The sequence below is a fragment of the Streptomyces sp. NPDC127108 genome (assembly GCF_042677545.1).
GTDB lineage: Bacteria > Actinomycetota > Actinomycetes > Streptomycetales > Streptomycetaceae > Streptomyces.
The window spans coordinates 110238-133616 of sequence record NZ_JBHXTE010000020.1 but is presented as its reverse complement, the minus strand read 5'-3'; the positions used below and the strand labels follow the sequence as shown (position 1 = coordinate 133616).

At 72.2% G+C, this 23379-nt stretch carries 24 protein-coding genes and 1 tRNA gene; 16 read left to right on the top strand and 9 right to left on the bottom strand.

Annotated elements, in window-relative coordinates:
* Positions 1-117: 117 nt before the first annotated feature.
* Both ACFVHO_RS18880 and ACFVHO_RS18875 read right to left on the bottom strand, forming a co-directional pair.
* Positions 118-954, bottom strand: coding sequence for a MerR family transcriptional regulator (locus ACFVHO_RS18880; protein WP_385715577.1), 837 nt, complete (start codon positions 952-954; stop codon positions 118-120).
* Between the two features lie 126 nt (positions 955-1080).
* Positions 1081-3060 carry a transglycosylase domain-containing protein gene (locus ACFVHO_RS18875; RefSeq protein ID WP_385715479.1) on the bottom strand — a complete coding sequence of 660 codons (1980 nt, stop codon included), beginning with the start codon at positions 3058-3060 and terminating at the stop codon, positions 1081-1083.
* A 148-nt stretch (positions 3061-3208) separates the two neighbouring features.
* On the opposite strand from ACFVHO_RS18875, the gene ACFVHO_RS18870 reads away from it, so the two are divergent.
* Both ACFVHO_RS18870 and ACFVHO_RS18865 read left to right on the top strand, forming a co-directional pair.
* Positions 3209-3739 (top strand): hypothetical protein, encoded by a 531-nt coding sequence (locus ACFVHO_RS18870; protein WP_385715476.1) that lies wholly within the window; start codon positions 3209-3211, stop codon positions 3737-3739.
* A 353-nt stretch (positions 3740-4092) separates the two neighbouring features.
* Positions 4093-5241, top strand: coding sequence for a GNAT family N-acetyltransferase (locus ACFVHO_RS18865; protein WP_385715473.1), 1149 nt, complete (start codon positions 4093-4095; stop codon positions 5239-5241).
* Between the two features lie 75 nt (positions 5242-5316).
* On the opposite strand, the gene ACFVHO_RS18860 is transcribed toward ACFVHO_RS18865, so the two are convergent.
* From ACFVHO_RS18860 to ACFVHO_RS18850, 3 genes are all read right to left on the bottom strand, one after another.
* Positions 5317-6009, bottom strand: a complete 693-nt coding sequence (locus ACFVHO_RS18860; protein ID WP_385715470.1) for a GAF and ANTAR domain-containing protein — start codon at positions 6007-6009, stop codon at positions 5317-5319.
* A 65-nt stretch (positions 6010-6074) separates the two neighbouring features.
* Positions 6075-6833 carry a GAF and ANTAR domain-containing protein gene (locus ACFVHO_RS18855; protein WP_385715467.1) on the bottom strand — a complete coding sequence of 253 codons (759 nt, stop codon included), beginning with the start codon at positions 6831-6833 and terminating at the stop codon, positions 6075-6077.
* Between the two features lie 438 nt (positions 6834-7271).
* Complete coding sequence (locus ACFVHO_RS18850) at positions 7272-7970, bottom strand: response regulator (protein WP_385715464.1); 699 nt, start codon at positions 7968-7970, stop codon at positions 7272-7274.
* A gap of 169 nt (positions 7971-8139) precedes the next feature.
* On the opposite strand from ACFVHO_RS18850, the gene ACFVHO_RS18845 reads away from it, so the two are divergent.
* Genes ACFVHO_RS18845 through ACFVHO_RS18835 form a run of 3 tightly spaced genes read left to right on the top strand, consistent with a single transcriptional unit; the run spans position 8140 to position 11111 of the window.
* Positions 8140-8478, top strand: a complete 339-nt coding sequence (locus tag ACFVHO_RS18845; RefSeq protein ID WP_385715461.1) for a circadian clock KaiB family protein — start codon at positions 8140-8142, stop codon at positions 8476-8478.
* Position 8479: 1 nt separating this feature from the next.
* Positions 8480-10048, top strand: a complete 1569-nt coding sequence (gene kaiC / locus ACFVHO_RS18840; RefSeq protein ID WP_385715458.1) for a circadian clock protein KaiC — start codon at positions 8480-8482, stop codon at positions 10046-10048.
* Positions 10041-11111, top strand: a complete 1071-nt coding sequence (locus tag ACFVHO_RS18835) for an ATP-binding protein (protein WP_385715455.1) — start codon at positions 10041-10043, stop codon at positions 11109-11111. Before kaiC ends, ACFVHO_RS18835 begins: the two co-directional genes overlap by 8 nt.
* A gap of 12 nt (positions 11112-11123) precedes the next feature.
* Here the strand turns inward: ACFVHO_RS18835 and ACFVHO_RS18830 are convergent, their stop codons facing one another.
* The gene (locus ACFVHO_RS18830; RefSeq protein WP_385715453.1) at positions 11124-11690 is read right to left on the bottom strand and encodes a Uma2 family endonuclease; all 567 of its coding nucleotides are present in this window, start codon (positions 11688-11690) and stop codon (positions 11124-11126) included.
* 205 nt (positions 11691-11895) lie between these two features.
* The gene (locus tag ACFVHO_RS18825; protein WP_385715450.1) at positions 11896-12255 is read right to left on the bottom strand and encodes a MerR family transcriptional regulator; all 360 of its coding nucleotides are present in this window, start codon (positions 12253-12255) and stop codon (positions 11896-11898) included.
* A 122-nt stretch (positions 12256-12377) separates the two neighbouring features.
* Between ACFVHO_RS18825 and ACFVHO_RS18820 the strand changes: the two genes are divergently transcribed.
* The 8 genes from ACFVHO_RS18820 to ACFVHO_RS18785 all read left to right on the top strand — a co-directional run bounded on the left by ACFVHO_RS18820 (position 12378) and on the right by ACFVHO_RS18785 (position 17424).
* Positions 12378-12974: a DsbA family protein gene (locus ACFVHO_RS18820; RefSeq protein ID WP_385715447.1), complete on the top strand. Its 597-nt coding sequence runs from the start codon at positions 12378-12380 to the stop codon at positions 12972-12974.
* Positions 12971-13537, top strand: a complete 567-nt coding sequence (locus ACFVHO_RS18815; protein WP_385715444.1) for a nucleoside deaminase — start codon at positions 12971-12973, stop codon at positions 13535-13537. Before ACFVHO_RS18820 ends, ACFVHO_RS18815 begins: the two co-directional genes overlap by 4 nt.
* 85 nt (positions 13538-13622) lie before the next feature.
* Positions 13623-13943 (top strand): DMT family transporter, encoded by a 321-nt coding sequence (locus tag ACFVHO_RS18810; protein ID WP_385715441.1) that lies wholly within the window; start codon positions 13623-13625, stop codon positions 13941-13943.
* Between the two features lie 67 nt (positions 13944-14010).
* Complete coding sequence (locus ACFVHO_RS18805; protein ID WP_385715438.1) at positions 14011-14487, top strand: DMT family transporter; 477 nt, start codon at positions 14011-14013, stop codon at positions 14485-14487.
* Positions 14488-14614: 127 nt separating this feature from the next.
* Positions 14615-15256, top strand: a complete 642-nt coding sequence (locus ACFVHO_RS18800; protein ID WP_385715436.1) for an HAD family hydrolase — start codon at positions 14615-14617, stop codon at positions 15254-15256.
* A 107-nt stretch (positions 15257-15363) separates the two neighbouring features.
* The gene (locus ACFVHO_RS18795; RefSeq protein ID WP_385715433.1) at positions 15364-16557 is read left to right on the top strand and encodes a helix-turn-helix domain-containing protein; all 1194 of its coding nucleotides are present in this window, start codon (positions 15364-15366) and stop codon (positions 16555-16557) included.
* Between the two features lie 283 nt (positions 16558-16840).
* Positions 16841-17239, top strand: a complete 399-nt coding sequence (locus ACFVHO_RS18790) for a hypothetical protein (protein ID WP_385715430.1) — start codon at positions 16841-16843, stop codon at positions 17237-17239.
* Entirely contained in the window at positions 17236-17424 is a 189-nt protein-coding gene (locus tag ACFVHO_RS18785; protein ID WP_385715427.1) for a hypothetical protein, read from the top strand. The genes ACFVHO_RS18790 and ACFVHO_RS18785 overlap by 4 nt, the downstream gene beginning before the upstream one ends.
* 146 nt (positions 17425-17570) lie before the next feature.
* Here ACFVHO_RS18785 and ACFVHO_RS18780 read toward each other — a convergent pair.
* Both ACFVHO_RS18780 and ACFVHO_RS18775 read right to left on the bottom strand, forming a co-directional pair.
* A tRNA-Arg gene (locus tag ACFVHO_RS18780) sits at positions 17571-17646 on the bottom strand.
* A gap of 97 nt (positions 17647-17743) precedes the next feature.
* On the bottom strand, positions 17744-18787 hold the full coding sequence (locus tag ACFVHO_RS18775) for a LysR family transcriptional regulator (RefSeq protein ID WP_385715424.1): 1044 nt from the start codon (positions 18785-18787) through the stop codon (positions 17744-17746).
* Positions 18788-18893: 106 nt separating this feature from the next.
* Between ACFVHO_RS18775 and ACFVHO_RS18770 the strand changes: the two genes are divergently transcribed.
* The 3 genes from ACFVHO_RS18770 to ACFVHO_RS18760 all read left to right on the top strand — a co-directional run bounded on the left by ACFVHO_RS18770 (position 18894) and on the right by ACFVHO_RS18760 (position 23358).
* The gene (locus tag ACFVHO_RS18770; protein ID WP_385715421.1) at positions 18894-20066 is read left to right on the top strand and encodes an NAD(P)/FAD-dependent oxidoreductase; all 1173 of its coding nucleotides are present in this window, start codon (positions 18894-18896) and stop codon (positions 20064-20066) included.
* 47 nt (positions 20067-20113) lie between these two features.
* On the top strand, positions 20114-21625 hold the full coding sequence (locus ACFVHO_RS18765; protein WP_385715418.1) for a 2-oxoadipate dioxygenase/decarboxylase family protein: 1512 nt from the start codon (positions 20114-20116) through the stop codon (positions 21623-21625).
* 182 nt (positions 21626-21807) lie between these two features.
* On the top strand, positions 21808-23358 hold the full coding sequence (locus tag ACFVHO_RS18760; RefSeq protein WP_385715415.1) for an aldehyde dehydrogenase family protein: 1551 nt from the start codon (positions 21808-21810) through the stop codon (positions 23356-23358).
* Positions 23359-23379 lie beyond the last annotated feature (21 nt).

Genomic DNA, 23379 nt, shown 5'->3' with positions numbered 1-23379 from the left:
AGGTGCGGCGGGCGGGCGTTGACGCCCGTGCGGCATCAAGTGAAGTACGGCAATCCGTAACGGAAGTGACTGACCGTCATGTCCGGCACGCGGCCACCCGGCGCCGCGCCGGACCGCTCACGCCACCGGGTACGCCACGTCGCACACGTCGTCCCCGGGCCCCGCCGCGTCCCAGTCCGTGAAGTACACCTCGCGGCAGGGGCCCGCCTGGCCCAGCCCCTCCCGCTCGATCCACTCCTCGACGGCGTCGTACGCGCCGATGATCTGCGGGTAGGCGACCTGCGCCTTGGTGATGCGGGCGTAGGCGAGGCGCCGGGCGGGCTCGACGCGGGCCCGGACGTCCCGCTGCCGCCCCTGCGCCTCGGCCCAGGCACGGGCCGCCGCCGGGTCGGCGACGGGCACGCAGGCCTCGGCGGGGCCGTCGCTGTCCTCGGTGACCTCGGAGTGGTAGATGACGAACGGCGCGGCCGTGACCCCGCCGCAGAGCTCATCGGCGACCCGTTCGAGGCGCTCGAAGGAGGCGTCGATCCAGGTGGACAGCTCATGGGTGAACACATGGCGCCGCTCGCAGAGGACGAACGCCTCGGGGACGTCGGTGGTGCGGATCTCGAACTTGCCGTACATGGCGGGACTCCTTCCTGCCAGCCGGCCACGGAGGTAGTCCACAAGGGTGCGCTGGGCGGCGATCCGCTCCTCGACCCCGGCCCAGTACGTCCCGAGCGCCGCCGCCGCGGCCGCGCCGTCGAGCCCCACGACCGCCCCGATGTCCGCGAGCGGCATGTCGAGGCGCCGGAGGAGCGCGACGGCACGGGCCCGCTCGACCTGTTCGGGCCGGTAGTAGCGGTAGCCGGTCGCCCCGTCCACGTACGCCGGGGGAAGCAGGCCCTGGCGGTCGTACAGGCGCAGGGCCTTGGCGGACAGACGGGTGCGGGCGGCGAAGGCGCCGATGCTCAGGAGTCCGGGCTCCCTGCCGGGTCCGGGCTCTTTGCCGGGCTCCCGTCGTCCGCCGGGCTCCGGGTCTCCGCCGGGTGCTGGGTCTCTGCCGGTTGCGTCCACGTGGTCATCATCCGTGACCGGCGGTCACCGGTCACCGAAGGCGGCTGCCTTCGGCGCCCCGAGCTTCGACCCTGACCCAGGGGCAAGGTCAACGCCGAGCAGGGAGTCGCGCCAGATCCGCTCGGTGAGGGCGTTGCCGTGCCGGGACCCGCGGCCGCCCACGTCGGACAGCGGCTGCAGCAGCGGGTCGCGCGGGCGCAGCCGGAACAGGGTCACGGCGGTGGACACCTTGGGCGTGTACCCGGCGAACCACGCCGACTTCAGCCGGTCCTGGTCGTTGGTGCGGCCCGCCGCGACGGGAGCGCCGTCGACGGTGGAGACCTTGCCGAGGCTGTCCTTCGCGACGTCCCGGAGCACGGTGTCGACCTGCGTGGCGACGCGGGAGTCCAGGGCGCGCCGGGTGCGCGGCGGTTCGAGCCCCTCGATCTGCTCGCGCTCCTCGCCGTCCCCCTCGGCGTCGCCGTCCCGGGTCACCGACGTCACGGAGTACGGGTCGTGCTGGAGGCCGCCGCGCGCGAACGTGCCGTACGCGCTCGCGAGCCGCACCGCGCTCGGCGTGGACGTGCCGAGCGGGAACGAGTCGTCGGGCCGCGCCATGCTCGCCTCCAGCATCCCCGCGTCCACGGCCGTGTCCCGCACCCGCCGCATCCCGATCTTCTTGCCGAGCTGCTGGTACGTGGCGTTGCCGCCCTCGACCATGGCCTCGCCCGGAGTCAGCCCGCCAGGGCCCTTGCTGTCGGCGCGCAGCCCGTCCTGGAGGGCGGCGGCCAGCACGAACGGCTTGAACGCGGAGCCCGCGGGGACGCCGGAGGTGTCGGCGTTGTTGCTGAAGTGGCGGGTGGCGTCGGGGCCGCCGTACACGGCGAGGAGCGCGCCGTCCTGGGTGCGCACGGAGGCCGCGCCGACCTGGACGCCCTTGTCCTGCGGGCGCTTCTTGGGGTCGAGGCCGTCGAGGGCGCTCCGGGCGGTGCGGGCGAGCTGGTGCACGCGGCGCTTGTCGAAGGTGGTGTGGATCTTGTAGCCGCCGCGGGCGAGGTCCTTGTCGGTGAGGCCGGTGCGCTGCTTCAGGTACTTGTTGGCGATGTCGACGAGGTAGCCGGTCTGGCCGTAGTGCCCGCTCAGGCTGGTCGAGCGGGACTCCTTCTGCGGCTCGGGGAACTTCTTGTACCGGGCGCGCTCCTCGGCGCTCATGCGGCCGACGGCGACCTGCCGGTCCAGGATCCAGGCCCAGCGGGCCTTCGACCGGCGGTGGTTGGCGGCGCCACCGGAGGGGTCGTACATCTCGGCGCCCTTGAGGAGGGCGGCGAGCACGGCGCCCTGGCTGGCGTTCAACTGCCGCGCGGGCACCCCGTAGTACGCGTGCGCCGCCGCCTCGATGCCGTAGGCCCCGCGCCCGAACCAGCTGCTGTTCAGATACCCCTGCAGGATCTCGTCCTTGGTCTTCTTCTGGTCCACCTTCAGCGAGATGACGAACTCCCGCACCTTGCGCGTCATCGTCTGGTCCTGCGACAGGTAGGTGTTCTTCACGTACTGCTGCGTGATGGTGGAACCGCCCTGCGTCTCCTGCCCCTTGACCATGTTGACCACGGCCCGCCCGAGCCCCATCGGCGACACCCCGGAGTCGCTGTAGAAGCTCGCGTTCTCCGCGGCGATGACGGCGTCCCGTACGGACTCCGGGACGTCGTCGAGCTCCACGTTCTGCCGGTTGACGTCCCCGGTGCTGACCATCTGCGTTCCGTCGGCCCAGTAGTACACGTTGGCCTCGCGGCTGGCCGCCGCGTTCTCGTCCGGTATGTCCACGGTGACGTACACGTACGTGAAGAGCCCCGCGAGTCCGCCGGTGCCGAGCAGGAGACTTCCCAGCCACTGCCGCCACGACGGCAACCACCGCCGTGCGCCCCGGCGTCCTTGTCGCGGATAGTCGACGAACCGCCGCCGCCGACGCCGCGTCCGGGTCGTGATCCTCTTCGCGTGCGCGCGTACGCGTTGCGCGTGTGTCCCCATGATCCAGGAGAGTGCCCGGCGGGGAAGGAGGGTTGTGCGCGGAGGTGTCAGCGGCGCGTAACAGTGGGGCAGGGCCCGGTGACTTGGGGGCACTTGGGCAGGTCAGGCCCGCCTCGTACAGTTTGACCGAGTCGATCGAGGGGGCGCCATGAACGGTAACGGCAGCGGCGGCGGTATCGGTGACGGCGGTGTGGGGGAGACGGGCGGGGCGCGTGCGGGCGACGTGCTCTGGGCGGCCCGCACGGCCAACCCGTGGCTGTACGCGCTCGCCGCGGTCGCGGGGGTGGTGGCCCTGGTCGCCCTCGCGCTGACGGCCGCTGGGGTGACGGGGTCCCTGTGGGGTCTCGCGATCCCGTTCGCCCTTGTCTGCGTGGCGACCCTCTGCTGCGCCTCCGTCCAGGTCCTGGTGACCGGGGACGGCCTGAAGGTCGCCTTCGGCCCCCTGGGCCGGCCCGCCCGCCGCTGGCGCGCCGCCGACATCGAGTCGGCCCACGCCGAACACCGCAAGCCGTCCCAGGTGGGCGGCTGGGGCTACCGCCTCAGCGGCCTCGGTACGACGGTGATGCTGCGGGCGGGGGAGTGCCTGGTGATCCGGGCCCGGGGAAAGGACTTCGCGGTGTCGGTGGACGACGCGGAGCGGGGCGCGGTGCTGTTGAACGGGTTGCGGAAGCGGACGTGAACACGCGGCCACGACACCCCGACGGGACGCCTCAGGCACCAACAGAACGGAACTTCCCCCTCGCCCCTCGGCGATGAGCGGCAGTCTTGAGGTGTACCGGACCACGAGGGGGTACTCGGCGTGGGCCATCGGCAAGCCGGACGGGCCCGGGAAGCAAGGGACTTCGGCGAAGAGGAAGGGCGCTACCGGAACCACACATGACACGACGCGCACGAGGCGCGTCAGGGGGAACTGGGGGGAGCAGTCGCCCATGCGACGCACGAGCACCGATCCACGCGTCTTACACGCCCTACGGGCCCGCACTGCGACCGGGACGTCCCTCGCGGAGCCTGTGGAAGGGCGGTCGAACTGAGGTGGACATAACGAACCACAGGCCCGAGGAGCTGACTCCGTCGCTCCGCGGGGCCTGGTACCGGGCGATGGAGGAGTCGCCCGAATACGCCAACCCGTTCCTCGCACCGGAGTTCGCGGCCGGAGTGGGCCACTGCCGGGGCGGGGCACGGGTGGCGATCATGCACGAGGGCGGGGAGCCGGTCGGCTTCTTCCCCTACGAACGGAACGCCTTCGGCGTCGGGCGGGCGGTGGGCCTCGGCCTCTCCGACTGCCAGGGCCTGGTGCACCGCCCCGGGATCACCTGGGACCCGCAGGAACTCCTGCGGGCCTGTGGTCTCTCCGTCTTCGAGTTCGACCATCTCGTCGAGGAGCAGAAACCGTTCGGCGAGTACGTCACGGGGACGTTCGCGTCCCCGGTGGTGGATCTGAAGCACGGGGACGCGGAGGACGGCGGGGACTTCGAGGGCTCCGGGGACGCCGGGGGCAGCGACTACGCGCAGTGGCTGCGGTCCTCGTACCCCGGACTCGCGAAGACGACCCTCAAGAAGGAGCGCCGCCTCGCCCGCGACCTCGGCGAGATGCGGTTCGTCTTCGACGACCGCGACCCGAGGGTGCTGCGCCGCCTCATGGACTGGAAGTCGGCGCAGTACCGCAGGACGGCCCGGATGGACCGGTTCGCGAAGCCGTGGATCGTGGACCTGGTGAACCACCTGTTCCAGGTCAGACACGAGCACTTCACCGGCGTCCTGTCCGTGGTGTACGCCGGTAACCGGCCGGTGGCCGCGCACTTCGGGCCGAGGTCGCGCACGGTGTTCGCGGCCTGGTTCACGGCCTACGACCCGGAGCTGCGCTACTACTCGCCCGGCCTCATCATGCACCTGAGGATGGCCGAGGCCGCGGGCCGCCAAGGCGTGCGGATCATGGACCTGGGGCGCGGCGACAAGGAGTACAAGGACTGGCTCAAGACCCGCGAACTGCGGGTCTGCGAGGGCTTCGTGACCCGCCCGCACCCGGTCGCCGTGGCCCACCGCCTCTGGCGCCGCCCGGTCCGCGGCCTGCGCAACACGGTGCTCGCCCACCCCCGGCTCCGCGAACCGGCGGACCGTCTCCTGAAGACGGTGGGGGCGGTACGGACGTCGGGGCGGGCGGGTTCGCCGGGCCCCCGCTGAGGGCCTGCGGCGAGTTCCACCGCCCACCCGTGCGTCGGGGTGGAACCCATCCCGGGTTCCACCCCGACAGCCCGGTCAGATGGGCGAGTTGTCCAGGTGCGACTCATGGTGGACGACGTCATGGGCGACGGCCAGGAGGGGGCGGTCGTGGGTGAAGGCGTAGGCCCGTAGCCGGGCGAGGGCCTGGTCGATGGGGATGCCGAGGCGGACCGTGATGGCGCCCGCCGCCTGGTGGATCAGGGCGCGGTGCAGGGGCAGTGGGTTGTCGCTGCTGATGTCCCTGGTGCCCTCGGGGGTGAGCAGGATGAGGGTGGCGGCCTCGGCGAGGGCGAGGGCGTCGGACATGTGTCTACGGGTGGGGCGGCCGGGAGCGGCGCGGTGGCCGGTGAGGGCGCCGAGGCGGATGGCGCCCAGGTGCAGCGGCAGGGCGAACACGGCGCGGAGCGGGAGGCGGCGGGCGGCGGGCAGCAGGGCGGGCCAGCGGTCTTCCGGCAGGGCGCGCAGGTCGGGCACGATCACGAGCTCGCCGGTGCGGGCGGCGTCGCCGGTGGGGCCCTCGCCGAGGGTGTACTGCAGGTCTTCGAAGGCGATGCCGGCGGTGTCGGCGGGGTCGTGCCAGATCAGTTCGAGGCCGGCCTTGTTGAGCAGGGAGATGGTGAGGCCGTCGAGGCCGAGCGCGGCCGCGCAGGAGGCGGGCGGCAGGGCCGCGAGACCCTGGCTGGCTCCGGTGGCCGCGGTGAGCAGCGTGGTGAGGTCGGGTGCGGGCACGGCGGGGCTCCTTGGCTGACGGACGCAGTGCGCGCGGTGATGCGGGCCGCGGTGGGTGGCGGGTGTCATGGGTGCTGCGGGGCGTCGGGAGGCGCGGCGAACAGCTCGATGTCCGCGGTGCCCTCGACGACCTGCGCGCACAGCATGGTCAGTGACCGCCGGTTGCTTCGCGCGTGGGCGCGAAGTCGGCCGAATGCCGCGTCGGGCGGGAGGTTGAGACGGGCGACGAGGACTCCCTTGGCCTGCTCGATCACGATCCGGCTGTTGAGCGCGGTCTGCAACTGGCCGACCCGCTCGGCCTGGTCGTGGGCGAGGCGCTGGTGCAGGATGCCGATCGTCGCCGCGTCGGCCAGGGCCTGGCCGAGGCGCAGGTCGGCCGGGTGCAGGGCGTCGGGGCCGGTGTGGAAGAGGTTCAGCGCCCCGATCACCTCCTCACGCAGCCGCAGCGGCACCGCGGCCACGGCGCCGAACCCGGCGGTGCGGGCCGCCTTGGTGAACCGCGGCCACCGGTCGACGGCCTCCTGCCGGGTCAGGTCGACGGGGCCGACGCTCTCGTGCCGCGAGCAGCAGTCCCGGCACGGGCCCTCGTCGAACTCCACCTGTTCTTCTCCGAGTTGGTGTGCGGTGTGGGTGGAGGCGGTGACGTCCACGAGCCGTCCCTGCGCGTCGACCATGACCAACCCGGCCGCCGCCACGTCCAGCAGCTCGACCACGTGGTCGGTCATGACGTGCAGGAAGTCGACCAGGTGGAACCCGTCCACCAGGGTGTCCGCCAGCTCCAAGAAGGCCCGCGCCAGTTGCTCGTCCCGCTTCGGCTGTGCCATGTCGATCACTTCCCTCGGTACTCGGGCCGCGCCTGGCCCACTCCGACGGGGCACGGCGCACGCCCTGTGGCCACTTTGCCGCCGCCCGTGCCCGCCCGGCACGAGAGCGGCCCATTTTCAGCAAGAAGTGGGGCGGTGCGGGATGCGGGCGGATCCGCTTCGGCGCCTGTCGCGCGCCAGGGCCATGCATCGGGTCCCGTACACGCGTGTGTACGGGACCCGTTCACGGAAGTCACGGTGGTGGCCGTCGGGGGGCCAGCGCCCTCGTCTGTCCTTGTCAGCGGGGGAGTCCCGGCGTCGGCGGGCGAGATGACCGGCCACGCACCAGTCATGCTAGAGAGCGTGGCGCCGCGTTTCATAGACCCAAGTGGGCTGATGAAACAGCTCACTTGGGCCGTTCTGGTCGGCCGTTCGGCCGGGCCGACCGAGCCCGTCCACTCAAGGCTCCGGGGCCCCTCGGTGCTCCTCGGGGTCCTCGGCGGACATCCGGAGCAGCCCGGACCGGACGGCGACGACGACCGCCTCGAGCTGGCTGTGCGCGCCCAGCTTCGCCATGACGCGCTTCACGTGGCCGCGCGCGGTGTGCGGGCTCACCACGAGCCGCTCGGCGATCGCCCCGGGACCGAGACCCCGGCCCATCAGCCGCAGGACCTCCCGCTCCCGCGCGGTGAGTCCGGTCCGGTCGCCGCCGCGCCGGGGCGGGTCCGGGTCACCGGCCGAAGGGCCGAGCGCCGCGACGAGGATGCCGAGGGTGGACTCCTCGACGTACATCGGCCCCTCGGCCGGGGCCCGGATGGCCGCGAGCACGGCGGGGAACGCGCTGTCCTTGGCGAGGAACCCGGCCGCGCCCGCCGAGGTCGCGGCCACCAGCCGGCCGGGGTCGGTGTCCCCGGTGAGCATGAGCACCCGGGTGCGGGGGTGTCCCGCCCTGACCCGCCGGGTGCCCTCGATGCCGTCGGCGCCCGGCAGGTGGATGTCCATGAGCACCACGTCGGGGCTGTGCGCGGCGACGAGGGGAAGGGCCTCCTCGACCGACGCCACCGTACCGACGCAGGTGAGGTCGGGCTGAGCGTCGATCGCGATCCCCAGCGCGTCCGCCAGCGTCCGCTGGTCCTCGACCACAAGTACTCGGATCATGGGAAGTCCTCGTGGGAAAGCCCGAACGGGCCTGTCATCCGATCGTAGCCGCGCGGGGCGCCGCCGTGTCCGAGAACGGCCCCTCCCCGTGCGGCAGGACCCTGGAAGACGTCTGCGTCGCTGCGTAACTTGAGGCAGAGGGGTAAGCCGTAGGGTGGGGGGCTTCGCCATGGGTAATGCCGACGACCCACGAACGCGCCGCGGACCGGACGCGTACTCCTTCACGCTCTTCGTGGCGGGACCGACGGAACGGTCCGACGCCGCGCGGTCGAACCTGCGGACGCTGTGCGAATCCCTGCTGGTGAACGGCTACGACCTCACAGTGATCGACGTCATGCAGCAGCCCGAACTGGCCGAGGAGAACCGCATCCTGGCGACCCCGACCGTGATCAGGCTCTCCCCCCTCCCTCAACGACGGGTCATCGGTGACCTGTCCGACCAGAGCCGCGCCGCGCTCGCGCTCGGGTTGCCCGACCCGGGCGAACTGTTCCGGAAGAGGCGGGGATGAGATGACTGGAAGTGGAATCGAAGGTATCCCGAGGATCCCCACCGGCATCAACGGGTTCGATCAGATCGCGCTCGGCGGACTGCCCTCGGAACGCTCCACGCTGGTGGTCGGGACCACGGGCAGCGGCAAGACCCTGTTCGCCCTCGAATTCCTCGCGCGGGGCGTGCAGGACCACGGCGACCCCGGGGTGTTCGTCACCTTCGAGGAGGACCCCGAGGACATCCGGACCAACGTCGCCTCCCTGGGCTTCCCGATCGGGGATTGGGAGGAGGGCGGGAAGTGGGTGTTCGTCGACGCCTCGGCGAGTCTCGTCGAGGAGGCGCCGACGATCGGGGCGTACGACCTGGGTGCCTTGACGGCACGGATCACGCACGCGGTCCGCAAGGTCGGTGCCCGGCGCGTGGCGCTCGACTCGATCGGCGCGGTCCTGACCAACTTCACCGGCATCGGAGTCGTGCGCCACGAGCTGTACCGGATCGTCTCGGCTCTGAACTCCCTCGGTGTGACCACCGTGCTCACCGCGGAGCGGGCCGAGGAGTACAACAGCGTGTCCCGCTTCGGCGTCGAGGAGTTCGTCCTGGACAACGTCATCATCCTGCGCAACGTCCTGCGCCAGGAGCGGCGCCGCAGGACGATCGAGATCGTCAAGTTCCGCGGCACCTCGCACCGCACCGGCGAATGGCTGTTCACCATCGGCCCGCGCGAGGGCATCGTGATCATGCCCCTCGCCTTCCTGCAGCCGCGCGAGCGCGCGTCGACGGAACGCGTCTCCTCGGGCAATCCCGAACTGGACGCCATGTGCGGGGGAGGGTTCTTCCGGGACGCGATCGTGCTGCTCACCGGCCCCACCGGCACCGGCAAGACGCTGACGAGCCTGTTCTTCGCGGCCGCCGCCGTCAACGCCGGTGAGCGCTGTCTGCTCCAGAGCTTCGACGAGACCCGCGAACAACTCGGCCGCAACGCCGCGAGCTGGGGCCTCGACCTCGACGCGATGGAGGCTTCGGGCCTGCTGCACGTCGTGTCCGAATACCCCGAAGTGGCCTCGCCCGAGGAGCACTTCCTGCGGGTTCGGCGCGTCATCGAGGAGTTCCGCCCCGCCCGCGTGTGCATCGACACCCTCTCCGCGCTCGAACGCATCGTGACCTCGCGCGCGCTGCTCGACTTCGTCATCTCCCTGGGAGCCGTCCTGCGCCAGCACGAGATCACGACCCTGTTCACCTCGGCCCCCACCGGCCGGGTCACCCCGACCGTCACACCGGCGATCGCGATGGAGGTCGCCAGCCTCACCGACGTGACCATCCTGATGCGGTACGTGGAGGTCCAGGGCGAGATCCAGCGCGGCATCGCCGTCCTGCAGACCCGCGGCTCCACGCACGACCACACCATCCGCCAGTTCGCGATCGACGACACCGGCATGCACATCGGCGAACCGATGCGCGGCCTGTCCAGCGTCCTCGGCTCGGTCTATCCGCAGAGCGGCGGTACCCCGCAGCACAGCCCGTCCCTGGCGGGCGAGGGGCAGCAGGGGCTGTGGAACACGCAGAATCCCGGCGCGGAACCCGATGGCTGACTTCGACGTCCCGGCGGGAGCGGCCCCGGAGGCGGTGCCGTACGGCCACCCGGTCGAGGCGGTCGTGGCGGCGGCGCCCGACGGGATCGTCGCCGTCGACGAGGAGGGGCTCATCAGGCTCTGCAACCCGGCCGCGGCCGAGCTGTTCGGCAGGCCGGCGCGCGAACTGCTCGCCGCACCCTTCGGGTTCCCGCTCGCGGCCAGGGGCGTGGCCGAGATCGACCTCGTCCTGCCGTCGGGCTCGGGACGCGTGGTCGAGATGAGGGTCACGGCGACGCACGCGTCCGGTGAACGCCTCTACATCGCCACGCTGCGGGACGTCACCGAACGGCGCCGGGCACAGCGCGCCCTGGAGGCGGCCCTCGCCCGGCAGGACACCGTGATCGCCGTCACCGCCCACGAATTGCGCAGTCCACTGGCCACGATCAGCGTCCTCGCGCACACCCTGCGGGACTCCGGCGCGGATCTGACCGACGAGCAGCGGACGGACATCGCGCTCCGCGTCATCGACGCCACCGGGCGGCTGCAGACCCTCGTACGCAGGCACTTGGCCGCGACGCGGATCGACGGGAAGGCCGCCCACGCCACCCCGCAACCCGTCCCCGTCCTGGAGTTCATCCTCGAACAACTCGGCGCCCTCGACGAGGGCGCCCCCGAAGTGGACGTGTCCTGCGAGCCCGACGTGGTGGCGTACGTGGACCGCGGCGACTTCTGGGAAATGCTCACCAACTACCTGGAGAACGCCTTCACTTACGGTCTTCTGCCGTTCCGGATCGACGTCACCGCGTCGGCGGACCACATCGACATCCGCGTCCAGGACGCCGGACCCGGCGTACCCCCGGAGGCCGTCCCCCGCCTCTTCCAGCGCTTCAGCCGCATCCCCGGCACGGCACCCGGACGACAGGGCACCGGCCTGGGCCTGTGGATCGTCCGCAACCTCGCCCGCGCCGCCGACGGCGATGCCTGGTACGAGCCGGGCGCACCCACGCCCGCCGCCTTCTGCCTGCGCCTGCGGCGGGCGCCTGCGACTCCCGGGCGAGTGCCGACGTCGGCTGACCGCTGAACAGCGCGTGGGTCAGATCTCGCCGAGGTCGATCTCCACCGGGAAGGGAGCCGCTGCCTTGAGGGCGCCCGTGAACACGTCTCCGTCCCGGTAGGTCTTCGTCGCGGGGTCGAGAACGTAGGTGTACACGAGAGGAACGCCTGTCGCGGCCTGCTCGATCCTCCAGTAGAAACCGATGCCCGCCTTGGCATACTGGTCGACCTTCACGATCCGGTCGGTGGTCTCCGAGCCTGGTGACACCACCTCCGCGACCAGCAGCACATGCTCAGGGCGGGTGGGGGTGATGTCGATCGTGTCCGCGCGGTACACGACGACGTCCGGGCGGCGATTGGTGAGCGGGACGTCCTGCAGCCGGACGTCGAAGCCCGTGTCGGCGTTCCACTCCGGGCCGGAGGCCGCATCCAGGGCGTTCGCCAGCATTCGCGCCAGCCTGTTGTGCCGCTTGGACGCACTCGGGCTCACGACGACCATCCCGTCCACGATCTCGATACCGGCGCACTGTTCCTCGGACCAGGACTCGTACTCCTCCACCGTGATCTGCTTGTGCATCCACGCCGGGGCCATCATCTCGGCCGTCATGAAGCGCCTCCCGGACACTGTGCTGCGGGCCCGATCCCGTTGGATCCAGCGTACTGTCTGCTGCCCGGCACGTTGATCTCGCTCACGCAAACGGCCCCGGACGGGAGCCCGGGGCCGAACGGAGCGCGTCCCTTGGGGGAACCTCAGGTCGGAGCGGTCTCTGACCGCACCACTCGGTGGGACGCTGCTCGGGCTCGCGGGGTGATCACGGGGCTTGGCCGGGCAGGGCCGTTTCGGCGCGGAGCGCTTGCAAGGTTTCGAGTTCGCGGTCGATGTCGCGGCGCTTGGCCTCCAGGCGCTCGGCCTCCTGGGCGAACAGCTGCTCCATGACGCCGTTGCGCTCGTCGAGCGGAGCCTCCATGCAGGGGAGCACCTCGTCGATGGTGGAGCTGCCCAGGCCTGCGGCGAACAGGTGCTGGATCATGACGACCCGCTCGACCATGGAGCCGTCGAAGTCGCGCCACCCGCCGGGGGTGCGCTCGGAGCGGATCAGCCCGTGCTGCTCGTAGTACCGCAGGGACCGGGTGCTGACGCCGCTGGCAGCCGCCAGCTCACCGATGCGCATGAGACCTCCTGAACCGTGCTCCGGCTTCCGTTCCTTCGTTCCTTGAAGTTGACGCCGGTGTGAAGTTACACGATCTGGGTGTCGCACCCACCGGGGGTGCCCGGGGGGAAGCGGAGCTCGCCGTGACTGCTCAGATCCATCTGTGGTCGGACTACGTCTGCCCGTTCTGCCTGATCGCCGACGAGCTGATCGAGCGCGCGATCGCCGACCGGCCCGACGTCGAAGTCGTCCACCACGCCCACGAGCTGCGTCCCCGTCCGACCCCCACGCTGCGACCGGAGGACCCGTACCTGCCCGGCATCTGGGAGCGCGCCGTGTATCCGATGGCACGCCACCACCAGGTGCCGATGCGGTTGCCGACCGTCTCGCCGCAGCCCTACACCGAGTTGGCGTTCCTGGGCGCCCAGTACGCCGCCGAGCAGGGGCGGGCCCACGCCTACCACCGGCGCGTGCTCACGGCCTTCTTCCGCGAGGACCTAGACATCGGGGACCGCGCGGTCCTGGCCCGCCTGGCCGAGGAGTCCGGACTCGACCCGACCGCCTACGCCGCGGCCCTCGACGAGCCGGAGTACGCCGAGCGGCACCGGCAGGCGCTGGCCGAGTCGGCGCGGATGAACATCACCGTGGTCCCCACGGTCGTCATCGGCACCCGGCGCATCGACGGGGTCGCCACCGAGGGCGTGATCCGGCGGGCGCTGCGGGAGGCGGTGGCCGTATGACCGGGGAGAGCGGCAGCCGTACGACCGCGGGAAGCGACCGCCGTACGACCGAGGAAGGCGGCCGCCGCCGTATGACCGCCGACACGGCCCGGCTCACCGCGCTGATGGCCGACGCCGTGGAGACCTGCGTCCGCCGGGTCGAGTCCGGCGGGGTCCCCTTCGTCGGACTGCTCGTCGCCGCCGACGGGTGGATCTCCGACCCGGGTGTGAACCTCGTCCACGAGACCGGCGACCCCACCGCCCACGCGGAGATCGTCGCCCTGCGCCAGGCCGTCAGGGACCGCGGCCGCCCGCCCCTCCGGGGAGCCACCCTGCTGGCGACGGGCGAGCCGTGTGCCCTGTGCTACCGCTTCGCCGCCGCTCACGGCATCGCCGCCGTCCGCTTCGCGGTCGATCGCCACACCGCCGCCGCGTGGGGCTTCGACTACCGGGCCGGTTACGAGGCCGCCCCGACCGCCCGGCCGCCCCTGGAGGCAGCGGCCCGGCACCTCCCCGTGGACCGGGGCCTGGCCCCCTTCATCCGCTACCGCGACCTGCACCGCCCCGACTTCACCCGCCCCTAGCCACCCACGACCACGTAACCCACCCCTACATGACCCACCACCCCCACATGGCCCACCCCCACGTAACCCACGTAAGGACCCCGTCATGCACTGGCTCTACCTCTCCCTCGCCGTCGTCTTCGAGATCACCGTCGCCCTCACCGCAGGCCGGGCACAGGGCTTCACCCGCCCCGGCTGGACCGCCGCCACGCTGATCAGCGGCGGCATCGCCACCTACCTACTCAGTCAGGCGCTGCTGACCTTCGAGGTCGGCGTCGGCTACGCGATCTGGACCGCCGTCTCCGGCGTGGGAATCGTCGTGCTCGGGGCCCTCGTGTTCGGGCAGCGCCTGGACTGGCGCAAGTTCCTGGGCATAGCCGCGGTCATCGCCGGAGTCGTAGGCCTCCAGCTCAGCGGAGCGGCCTGACACCCCCGGAATCCACCCGACCAACCCCCGCCGCCCGGCAAAGAACGCCCCTGAGAAAGGAACTCACATGTCCACCACCACTACCCCCAACGCCGCCACCACCACTACGCCCAACGCCACCACCACACCCACCACCACGACACCCGCCACCACCCCCGAGAACAACGCATCCCGCAGCGACCGGGCCCGCGCATGGCCGATCCTCCTCCTCGCCGGAGCCTTCGAGATCGCCTACGCCTTGGCCGTGGGAGGCAGTCAGGGCTTCACGGTGCTGTCCTGGTCCCTGATCGCGGTCGTCTTCTTCCTGCTGACGCTCTTCTCCCTGAGCCTGGCCCTGCGCACCATCGACGTGGGCATCGGCTACGCGGTCTGGGCCGGCATCGGCGCCGTGGGAGCGGCACTGCTCGGCCCGGTCTTCTTCGACGAGACCCTCACCCCGGTCAAGGTCCTCTGGCTCACCCTGATCATCGGCGGCGTCGTCTGGCTCAAACTCTCGGACAGCCCCAAGCAGCCGCAGCCCGAGCAGCCCGCGCACCAGCGGTGACCCCTGCCGGTTGTCGCCCGCAGGCAGAACGACTGAGGCCCAGGCCCGGAGACTCACTCCGTGACCTGGGCCTCAGCTGTTCTGACCTGGTGAACCCAGGCATCCGCAACGCCCTAAGCTCGCTGGGGTGATTGAGACCATCGTCCTCGACGTCGGCGAGACCATCACCCGAGACGATCGTTACTGGGGATCGTGGGCGGACTGGCTCGACATCCCCCGCCACACCCTGTCCGCGCTCGTCGGCGCCGTCGTCGCGCAAGGACGCGACAACGCGGACGCCGTGCGCCTGGCCCGCCCGGGCATCGACATCACAGCCGAGTACGCGGCCCGCGAGGCTGCTGGGCACGGCGAGTTCGTCGACGAGAGCGACCTCTACGACGACGTCAGACCGGCCCTCTCAGGGCTCCGCAAGCTCGGCGTACGCGTCATCATCGCCGGGAATCAGACAGGCCGCATGGGGGAACTCCTGCGTGGCCTGGACCTGCCCGCCGATGTCATCGTGACCTCGGGCGAGTGGGGCGTGGCCAAGCCAGACCCGGAGTTCTTCGCCCGGGTCCTGGAGATCTCGCAGGCTGCCCCTCACGAGACTGTGTACGTGGGCGACCACCCCGCCAACGATCTGTATCCGGCGAAGCGTGCCGGTCTGCGGGCGGCGCACATCCGGCGCGGGCCGTGGGGACACTTGTGGGCGGACGACCCGGACGTTGTGGCGACCGCGGACTGGCGTATCGGCGGCCTCACACAGTTGACGTCCATCATCGCTGACTGACCATCAAGATCCGGCTCCACCCAGGTGTGCGGGTGGAGCCGTTCGCGTATCCGGTGGGTGTCCGCGTGGGTACGGTTCGGAGTGGACGTCCCGGAACTGGAGCCAGCATGCCTGCCGACAGCAAGCGCGAGGTCGGCCGCCGCATCGCCGCCACCCGTCACGCACGCCGGATGACCCAGGCCGACCTCGCCCGCACCGCCTACCTCTCACTCGCCATGATCAAAGGCATCGAGCGGGGTGTCCGAGCGCCGAGCGACGACTCGCTGGAATCCATCGCGGCCGCCCTCGGTGTGGACCCTGGGCGCCTGGCCACCGGCGACGCCATGGCCCTGAGCCGCATTCACACGGCCATCCCCGCCATCGCCGCATGCATCGCCGCGTACGACATCCCCATGGACGCGCCCCGCCGCACGCTCGTCGAACTGCACGCCGCGACCGACGAGGCCGTCAACTGGCGCCTCGCCGCGCAGTACACCCGCATCGCCCGTGCCGCCCCCGCTCTCCTCGACGACGCCCTGCGCTCCCTCCACCACGCGACAGGCCCCGACCGGCAGCAAGCCGCCCGCTTGGTGGTCGGTATCGCGCGCGCCGCCGACGCCGTCGCCTACAAGTACGGACACCACGACCTGTCCGCGCGCCTCATCGAACTCATGCGCTGGGCAGCACGGCAGACCGAGGACCCCCTCGTCGAAGCCAGCACCGCCTACGTGCGCACCGAAGTCTTCTTCGCCGCTCGCGCCCACGCTCCGGGCCTGCGCGCCTTGGAACAGGCCATCCACGTCAGCCCCTCACCAACCAGCACGGAGGCGCACGCAGCCCTCGGAGCGCTGCACATGCGCGCTGCCGTCATCGCCGGGCGTGCCTCGGACGCCGACGCCGCAGACACCCACCTCACCGAGGCGCGCAGGCTCAGCCGCGACGTACCGGAAGGCCAGTACCAGGGCACGGCGTTCGGCCCCGACTCCGTACGCATCCATGAGGTGTCCGTGGCCGTCAGCCTCGGCAGCGACCACGTCAGCCGCGCTCTGGGCGTGGCCGACGAGTGGGCCCCTCCCCGTTGCCTACCGGCTGAGCGGCAGTCCAGCTTCTGGATCGAGCTTGCGCGTGCCCAGCTGTGGGCCGGGCTGCCGGACGATGCGTGGGAGAGCCTGCAGGTTGCCCGCCTCGTCGCGCCCCAGCACACCCGCGGGCACCGGTGGGCCCGCGAGACCGCGGCCACGCTGCGGCGCCTGCGGCGCGGGGGCGCCGAGGAACTGACGGCCTTCGCGGAGTGGATCGGCGCGGTGCAGAGCCCCGGATGAGGGAGCAGAGGGGATACACGTTGTAGCCCTTGCGGCCCTTGTAGCGGCCCATCATCTGCCTGTCCATGGATTTCAGGCAGATGGGAGCGGGGATGGCCAGGGCGAACACGGTCGCGGCGATCCGGGTGGGGCGGGGGAGCATCGCTCGTCAGCACGGCCGGGCGTGCTCGTGCCGAGGCACCGTCAGCAAGTGCCTCGTACCGGCCAGGCACCTCACGTCTCGCAGCGGTAGCCGCATGGGGCCCAACGTGGGGTGCGGCCGGCGCCTGCGGGGAGGTGTCGTATGAGCGCCGCCGTGAGAGCGCAGCTGCCCTGGCTCCCGCCGGTCGGCACGGTGTGGCACGTCGAGGCGGGCGTCCACTTCGATGCTGTCCGCGCGCCCCGCACGCTCGCGCTGCGGGCCATGGACGTGCTGGGCGGCGGGTGCGGGGCTGTGATCTGCGATCCGTGGACGCGGATCCACTACTTCCTGCTGGCTCCGCGGTCGACCGAGGGGTGGGTGCTGCCGCAGACCATTGCGTGTGGGCCGGCCACGTACATCGTGGTTCCGCCGTTGGGGGCGGCGGAGCCCGCCCTGCACTGGGCGGTGGAGCCGTCGAGTTCCCGCGTGCTCACCGACGTGGGGCAGCTGCGCGGCTCGTTGCGGCAGGCCCTCAACACGCAGCGCGGGGAGGGCTCGTGACGGCCACCGACCGAGCCGCGTCCCGCGCGGAGGAGTTGTACCGGATCCACCTCTGCCACCTGTACGCGTGTCCGGTGTGCAGCAACGGTGCCGAGTGCAGGAAGAGCGTCTGCCTGCGTCGTGCTGTTCGCGCGGCCCGGCTCGTCGCCGACGAGGGGCGGCCGCGGTGGACGCGACCGACGTGACTGAGGCTGTACGAGCCTTCCGTGTGCCTGCCCTAGGCACAACGACAGGCTGCTCATACGCCGTCGACCGGCAGCCTGAGGGGGGACTGCCGTCAAATGGTGCCGTCAAAAGGCCCCGGACCATGATCGGTCCGGGGCCTTTTGGCTGGTGCCCCCGGCAGGATTCGAACCTGCGACACCCGCTTTAGGAGAGCGGTGCTCTATCCCCTGAGCTACGAAGGCGGACCAGGACAGCGTAGCGGATCGGGGTGTGGGGCCGGATGGTGGTGGGGGCGGGTGCCGAGGCGCTCTGAGGGTGGGGCCCGCCCGCTCGCGGGTGCTACCCCGCGTCGCCTTCGAGGAGTGCGATCAGTGAGGTCAGCGTGGGCAGGGACGCCGTGGCGGTGCGGTAGACCATGACTATGTGGCGCTCCGGGGGCGGGGTGAGGGGGAGGACGTCCACCCGGGAGGGGCGCAGGCGGAGCATCAGGTCGGTGACCGTGGCGACGCCGACCCCGGCCTCGACGAGCGCCAGCGTCGCCGCCGTGTCCGTCACCTCGTGGTGGACGCGGGGTTCGAAGCCCGCCCGGCGGCAGGCCGTGCGGATCGCCCTGCCGTAGTACGTGGACGGGGACGGCAGGATCCAGGGGAGCGGCTCGGTGGCGGTGAGGGGCAGCGGGGTGGGCGGGCGGTCGGCGTACGTCCCGGGCGGCAAGGACGGTGCGAAGCGTTCCGTGTACGTCCCCGGCGGCAGGGCGAGCGCGAAGCGTTCCGTGCGCAGGTGGCGTACGCGCAGGCCCGGGTCCCGGGGGATCGGTACGTCCGGGTAGTCCAGGCCGAGCGCCAGGTCCACCGTCCCCGACGCCACCGCGTCGTACACGTCGTCCACCTCCATGTCCCTGCTGCGCACCTCCAGGCCGGGGTGCGCCTCGCGGGCCCGGCGCAGCGCCTCGGGCAGGATGTCCGCCGCCGCCGTCGCGAACAGCGCCACCCGGAGGGTCCCGGTGATCTCGGTGCGGGTGCGCTCCACGGCGGCCATCGCCTCCGCCTCCGCGGCGAGGATCCGCTCCGCGTGCTCGGCGAGCGTGCGGCCCGCCTCGGTCAGCTCCACCCTGCGGCCCACCCGGCGCAGCAGCTCCCGGCCCGTGGCCCGCTCAAGGGCCGCGATCTGCTGGGACACACCGCCCGGCGTGTACCCGAGCGCCGCGGCCACCGCCGTGATCGTTCCCCTTCTGCCCAGTTCCACCAGGGAGCGCAGCTGGGCGCTGGTCCAGTTCACGGTGCGGATCCGGGGCGCGGCGCGGGGCCGCGGTCGGGGGTCGGCATCGGGCGGCTCGCTCTCCTCGTTCCCCGGCGAGTTCCTATAGCTGTGCTCAACGGTCACGCGCAGGATCTGTTCATGGACGTCAATGGTCGCGCTGCTGCACGATGACCGGTAGATCGCGTCGAGCCCCTGTTGATTGCCCCTGCTGAGTGGGAGGGATCGCACCTTGACCGCTACGTCCGGCACCCCCTCGACCGTCATCGTCGGCGGTGGCGTCATGGGCGTCTCCATCGCCTTCCACCTCGCCGAGGCCGGGGTCGAGGACATCGTCGTCGTCGAGCGGGGCACGCTCGGCTGCGGCAGTTCGGGCAAGCCGATCGGCGGGGTGCGGGCCCAGTTCTCCGACCCGGTCAACATCGAGCTGGGGCTGCGGAGCCTGCGGGCGTACGGGGACTTCGGGCACCGGCCCGGCGGCGACATCCGGTTCGAGCGGGTCGGGTATCTGTTCCTGCTGAGCGACGACGCGGATCTCGCGGCCTTCGAGGAGAGCGTCGCCACCCAGAACGCCCTGGGGGTGCCCAGCCGCGTCATCAGCCCCTCGCGCGCGCGTGAGCTGTGTCCGTACGTACGTGAGGACGGCCTCGTCGGCGCCGTCCACTCGCCGGACGACGGCCACGCCCGCCCCGGCCTCGTCATCCAGGGCTATGCCCGCGCCGCGGCCCGCGCCGGGGTCCGGTTCCGCACCGGCACCACGGTCACCGGCGTGGACCTCGACGACGACGGCGGGCGCGTCACCGCCGTCCGCACCGACCGCGGCGTCATCCCCTGCTCCACCCTCGTGTGCGCCGCCGGAGCCTGGTCCGCCGGGGTCGGCGAGGCCGCCGGGGTGTGGCTGCCGGTACGCCCCGTGCGGCGGCAGATCGCCTTCACCCGGCCGCTCGACCCGCCCGCCCCGCGCATCCCCTTCACCATCGACTTCTCCTCGACCGCCTACTTCCACAACAGCGACGACGGGCTGCTCGTCGGGCTCGCCGACCCCGCCCAGGAGGAGGGCTTCGACACCACCTGGACCGAGGACTGGGTCGAACTGTTCCGGGACGCGGCGCGACGGCGCGCCCCCGCCCTCGCGGACCTGGAGATCGCCGGGGGATGGGCCGGTCTGTACGAGCTCACGCCGGACCGGAACGCCCTCATCGGACGGGACCCGCGGGTCTCCAACTTCCTTTACGCCACCGGGTTTTCCGGTCACGGGTTCCTTCAGGCCCCCGCCGTGGGAGAGGTTGTACGGGATCTGTACCTCGGGCGGCGGCCGGTCGTCGACGTCACCCCGCTGAGCGCCGAGCGCTTCCGGGACGGCGGCACGGCCACCGGCGGCCGGCCCGAGGCCCACGTCGTGTGACGAGCAGGAACTGACGAGCAGGATCTGGCGGACAGGGAGGCACGTTGATGGATCAGCAGGCAGCGCGTGAGGTGTCCGGAGCCATCCCCGAAGGGACCGCCCGGCTCACCCCGTGGCAGCTCCGCGCCGCCTTCGCCGCCCGCCTCTCCACCATGTACGGGCGCGAGGTCCCCGCGTACACCACCCTCGTCGACGTCTCGCGCGAGGTGAACGAGGACGTGCTGCGCGAGCGCGGCGCGGACGCCGAGCGGCTCGGGGCGATCGGGCGGGTGACCGCCGAGCGGCACGGGGCCATCCGGGTCGGGACGCCCGCCGAGCTGGCGCAGGTCGGCCGGGTCTTCGGCGCTCTCGGGATGCGGCCTGTCGGGTTCTACGACCTGCGCGAGGCCGCCGCGAGCGCCGTGCCCGTCGTGTCCACCGCCTTCCGGCCGGTCGACGGCGACGAGCTGGCCCGCAACCCCTTCCGCGTCTTCACCTCGCTGCTCACCCCGGCCGACCCCCGCTTCTTCGACGCCGACCTGCGGGCCAGGCTCGAACGGTTCCTGGGGGAACGGGAGTTGTTCCCCGCCGAGCTGCTCGCCCTCGCCGACCGGGCCGAGGCGGAGCAGGGGCTGCCGGGCGACCACGCCGAGCGGTTCCTCCAACTCGCCGTCGGCGCCTTCGAGTTGTCGCCCGAGCCGGTCGACCGGGCGTGGTACGAGACGCTGGAGCGGGTCTCCGCCGTCGCCGCGGACATCGGGGGCGTGCGCAGCACGCACATCAACCATCTGACGCCGCGCGTCCTCGACATCGACGAGCTGTACCGGCGCATGACCGACCGCGGCGTCCGGATGATCGACGCCATCCAGGGGCCGCCGAAGTGGGAAGGCCCGGACGTGCTCCTCCGCCAGACCTCCTTCCGGGCCCTCGACGAGCCGCGCGCCATGCGGCAGCCGGACGGGAGCGTGGTCCCGGGGGCACTGCGGGTGCGGTTCGGGGAGGTCGAGGCGCGGGGGATCGCGCTCAGTCGGCGGGGGCGGGCGCTGTACGACGAACTGCTCGCGCGGCTCGACGCGGAGGGGGCGGCAGGGGCGGCCCAGGGCGGCGGCGCCACCCAGGGCGGTGGCGCCGACACAGCCCCCGCCACCCCCGCCACCCGCGCCGACCGAGCCCGCGCCCTCTGGCCCGACCACTTCCCCCGCACCGAGCACGCCCTCGCCGAACGCGGCCTCGCCCACTTCACGTACCACGTCGTCGCCGACCGGCCCCGCGACGGCCGCACCCCGCCGCCGGACCTGCCCGGGCTCCTGCGCGAGGGCTGGGTGCGCGCCGACCCGATCGTGTACGAGGACTTCCTGCCCCGGTCCGCCGCCGGGATCTTCCAGTCCAACCTGGACGGCTCCGGCACCCGCAAGGACGGCGAGGCGGGCGCCGCGTACGACAGCGACTGGCTGTCCGGGGCCGTCGGCCGTGACGTACTCGATCCGTTCGCCCTGTACGAGGGGCAGCAGGAGGAGTCCCTGGGGCGGGTCGCTGAGGAGCTGCGGCTCGAACGGGTAGAGGTGACGTCGACTGTCTGACCGCCCGCCCCGACCCGGACAGGTTCTGACCTGATCCCGGGCCCGGGGGCCATCGACACCCCGGACCCGAGGGCCATCGACACTCCGGACCCGGGGTCATCGGCATCCCGGACCCGGGCCCCGCTCGCCCCCGGCCCGCTCGATCCCGGCCCGCTCACGGCCCGCCGACCCGAAGGAGACCCATGCCCCGCACCCTCCCCACCACCGACGACCTCCGCACCCGGGCCCGCGCCGCCCTCGACCGCGTCGGCGTCACGCTCGACGAAGGCGCGGGCGATGGCGGAACCGAGCGCGAGGTCTGCCACGCCCGTACGCCCCTGACCGGCGAGCGCCTCTTCCCCGTGCCCGCCGCCACCCCGGCCGACGTCGAGGAGGCCGTCGCCGACGCGCACCGGGCCTTCCTCGACTGGCGCTCCACCCCGGCCCCGCGCCGGGGCGAACTGGTGCGCAGACTCGGCGAGTTGCTGCGCGAGCACCAGGAGGACCTGGCCGACCTCGTCACCGTCGAAGCGGGCAAGATCCGCTCCGAGGCGCTCGGCGAGGTCCAGGAGATGATCGACATCTGTGACTTCGCGGTCGGCCTCTCCCGGCAGCTCTACGGGCGCACCATCGCCTCCGAGCGGCCCGGACACCGGCTCACCGAGACCTGGCACCCGCTGGGCGTCGTCGGCGTCGTCTCCGCGTTCAACTTCCCCTGCGCCGTCTGGTCCTGGAACACCGCCGTGGCCCTGGCCTGCGGCGACACCGTCGTCTGGAAGCCGTCCGAGCTGACCCCGCTGATCTCCCTCGCCTGCGCGCGGCTCCTCGAACGGGCCGCCCAGGACGTCGGCGCCCCCGACGGCGTGCACCGGCTCGTCATCGGGGACCGGGCCGTCGGCGAACAGCTCGTCGACGACTCCCGGGTCGCGCTCGTCAGCGCCACCGGGTCCACCCGGATGGGGCGCGAGGTGGGGCCGCGCGTCGCCGCCCGGTTCGGCCGGACGCTGCTCGAACTCGGCGGCAACAACGCCGCCGTCGTCGCGCCCTCCGCCGACCTGGACCTCGCCGTGCAGGGCATCGTGTTCGCGGCGGCGGGCACGGCCGGACAGCGGTGCACCACGCTGCGCCGCCTCATCGTGCACCGCGACATCGCCGACACCCTCGTGGCCCGGCTCACCGCCGCCTACGCCAAGCTGCCCGTCGGCGACCCCTTCGACGAGGCCACCCTCGTCGGGCCGCTGATCTCCACCGCCGCGCTCGACCGCATGCAGGAGGCCGTGGCCCGCGCCCAGGCCGAGGGCGGCAAGGTGCTCGCGGGCGGCGGCCGGCGGTTCGCGGACATCGCGCCCGACGCCGCGTACGTCGAGCCGGTGATCGTCCGCGTCGGCGCGCAGACCGGGATCGTCCGCGAGGAGACCTTCGCGCCCGTCCTGTACGTCATGACGTACGAGACCCTCGACGAGGCCATCGCCCTGCACAACGACGTGCCGCAGGGCCTGTCCTCCAGCATCTTCACCCGCGACCAGGCCGAGGCCGAGCTGTTCCTGTCCGCCGAGGGGTCCGACTGCGGCATCGCCAACGTCAACATCGGCACGAGCGGGGCGGAGATCGGCGGGGCGTTCGGCGGCGAGAAGGAGACCGGCGGCGGGCGGGAGTCCGGGTCCGACGCGTGGCGGGCATACATGCGGTCCGCGACGAACACCGTCAACTACTCGGGGCGGTTGGCGCTGGCGCAGAACGTCAGCTTCCTGTGAGGCCCCCCGGGCCTATGTAAT

Coding starts and splice junctions, on each gene's coding strand:
- ACFVHO_RS18855 (WP_385715467.1), bottom strand. CDS start 6,833: ATGGCACAGCCGAAGCGGGACGAGCAACTGGCGCGGGCCTTCTTGGAG.
- ACFVHO_RS18805 (WP_385715438.1), top strand. CDS start 14,011: ATGTCCACCACCACTACCCCCAACGCCGCCACCACCACTACGCCCAAC.
- ACFVHO_RS18845 (WP_385715461.1), top strand. CDS start 8,140: ATGGGTAATGCCGACGACCCACGAACGCGCCGCGGACCGGACGCGTAC.
- ACFVHO_RS18870 (WP_385715476.1), top strand. CDS start 3,209: ATGAACGGTAACGGCAGCGGCGGCGGTATCGGTGACGGCGGTGTGGGG.
- ACFVHO_RS18875 (WP_385715479.1), bottom strand. CDS start 3,060: ATGGGGACACACGCGCAACGCGTACGCGCGCACGCGAAGAGGATCACG.
- ACFVHO_RS18850 (WP_385715464.1), bottom strand. CDS start 7,970: ATGATCCGAGTACTTGTGGTCGAGGACCAGCGGACGCTGGCGGACGCG.
- ACFVHO_RS18810 (WP_385715441.1), top strand. CDS start 13,623: ATGCACTGGCTCTACCTCTCCCTCGCCGTCGTCTTCGAGATCACCGTC.
- ACFVHO_RS18825 (WP_385715450.1), bottom strand. CDS start 12,255: ATGCGCATCGGTGAGCTGGCGGCTGCCAGCGGCGTCAGCACCCGGTCC.
- kaiC (WP_385715458.1), top strand. CDS start 8,480: ATGACTGGAAGTGGAATCGAAGGTATCCCGAGGATCCCCACCGGCATC.
- ACFVHO_RS18765 (WP_385715418.1), top strand. CDS start 20,114: ATGGATCAGCAGGCAGCGCGTGAGGTGTCCGGAGCCATCCCCGAAGGG.
- ACFVHO_RS18835 (WP_385715455.1), top strand. CDS start 10,041: ATGGCTGACTTCGACGTCCCGGCGGGAGCGGCCCCGGAGGCGGTGCCG.
- ACFVHO_RS18830 (WP_385715453.1), bottom strand. CDS start 11,690: ATGACGGCCGAGATGATGGCCCCGGCGTGGATGCACAAGCAGATCACG.
- ACFVHO_RS18790 (WP_385715430.1), top strand. CDS start 16,841: ATGAGCGCCGCCGTGAGAGCGCAGCTGCCCTGGCTCCCGCCGGTCGGC.
- ACFVHO_RS18795 (WP_385715433.1), top strand. CDS start 15,364: ATGCCTGCCGACAGCAAGCGCGAGGTCGGCCGCCGCATCGCCGCCACC.
- ACFVHO_RS18815 (WP_385715444.1), top strand. CDS start 12,971: ATGACCGGGGAGAGCGGCAGCCGTACGACCGCGGGAAGCGACCGCCGT.
- ACFVHO_RS18760 (WP_385715415.1), top strand. CDS start 21,808: ATGCCCCGCACCCTCCCCACCACCGACGACCTCCGCACCCGGGCCCGC.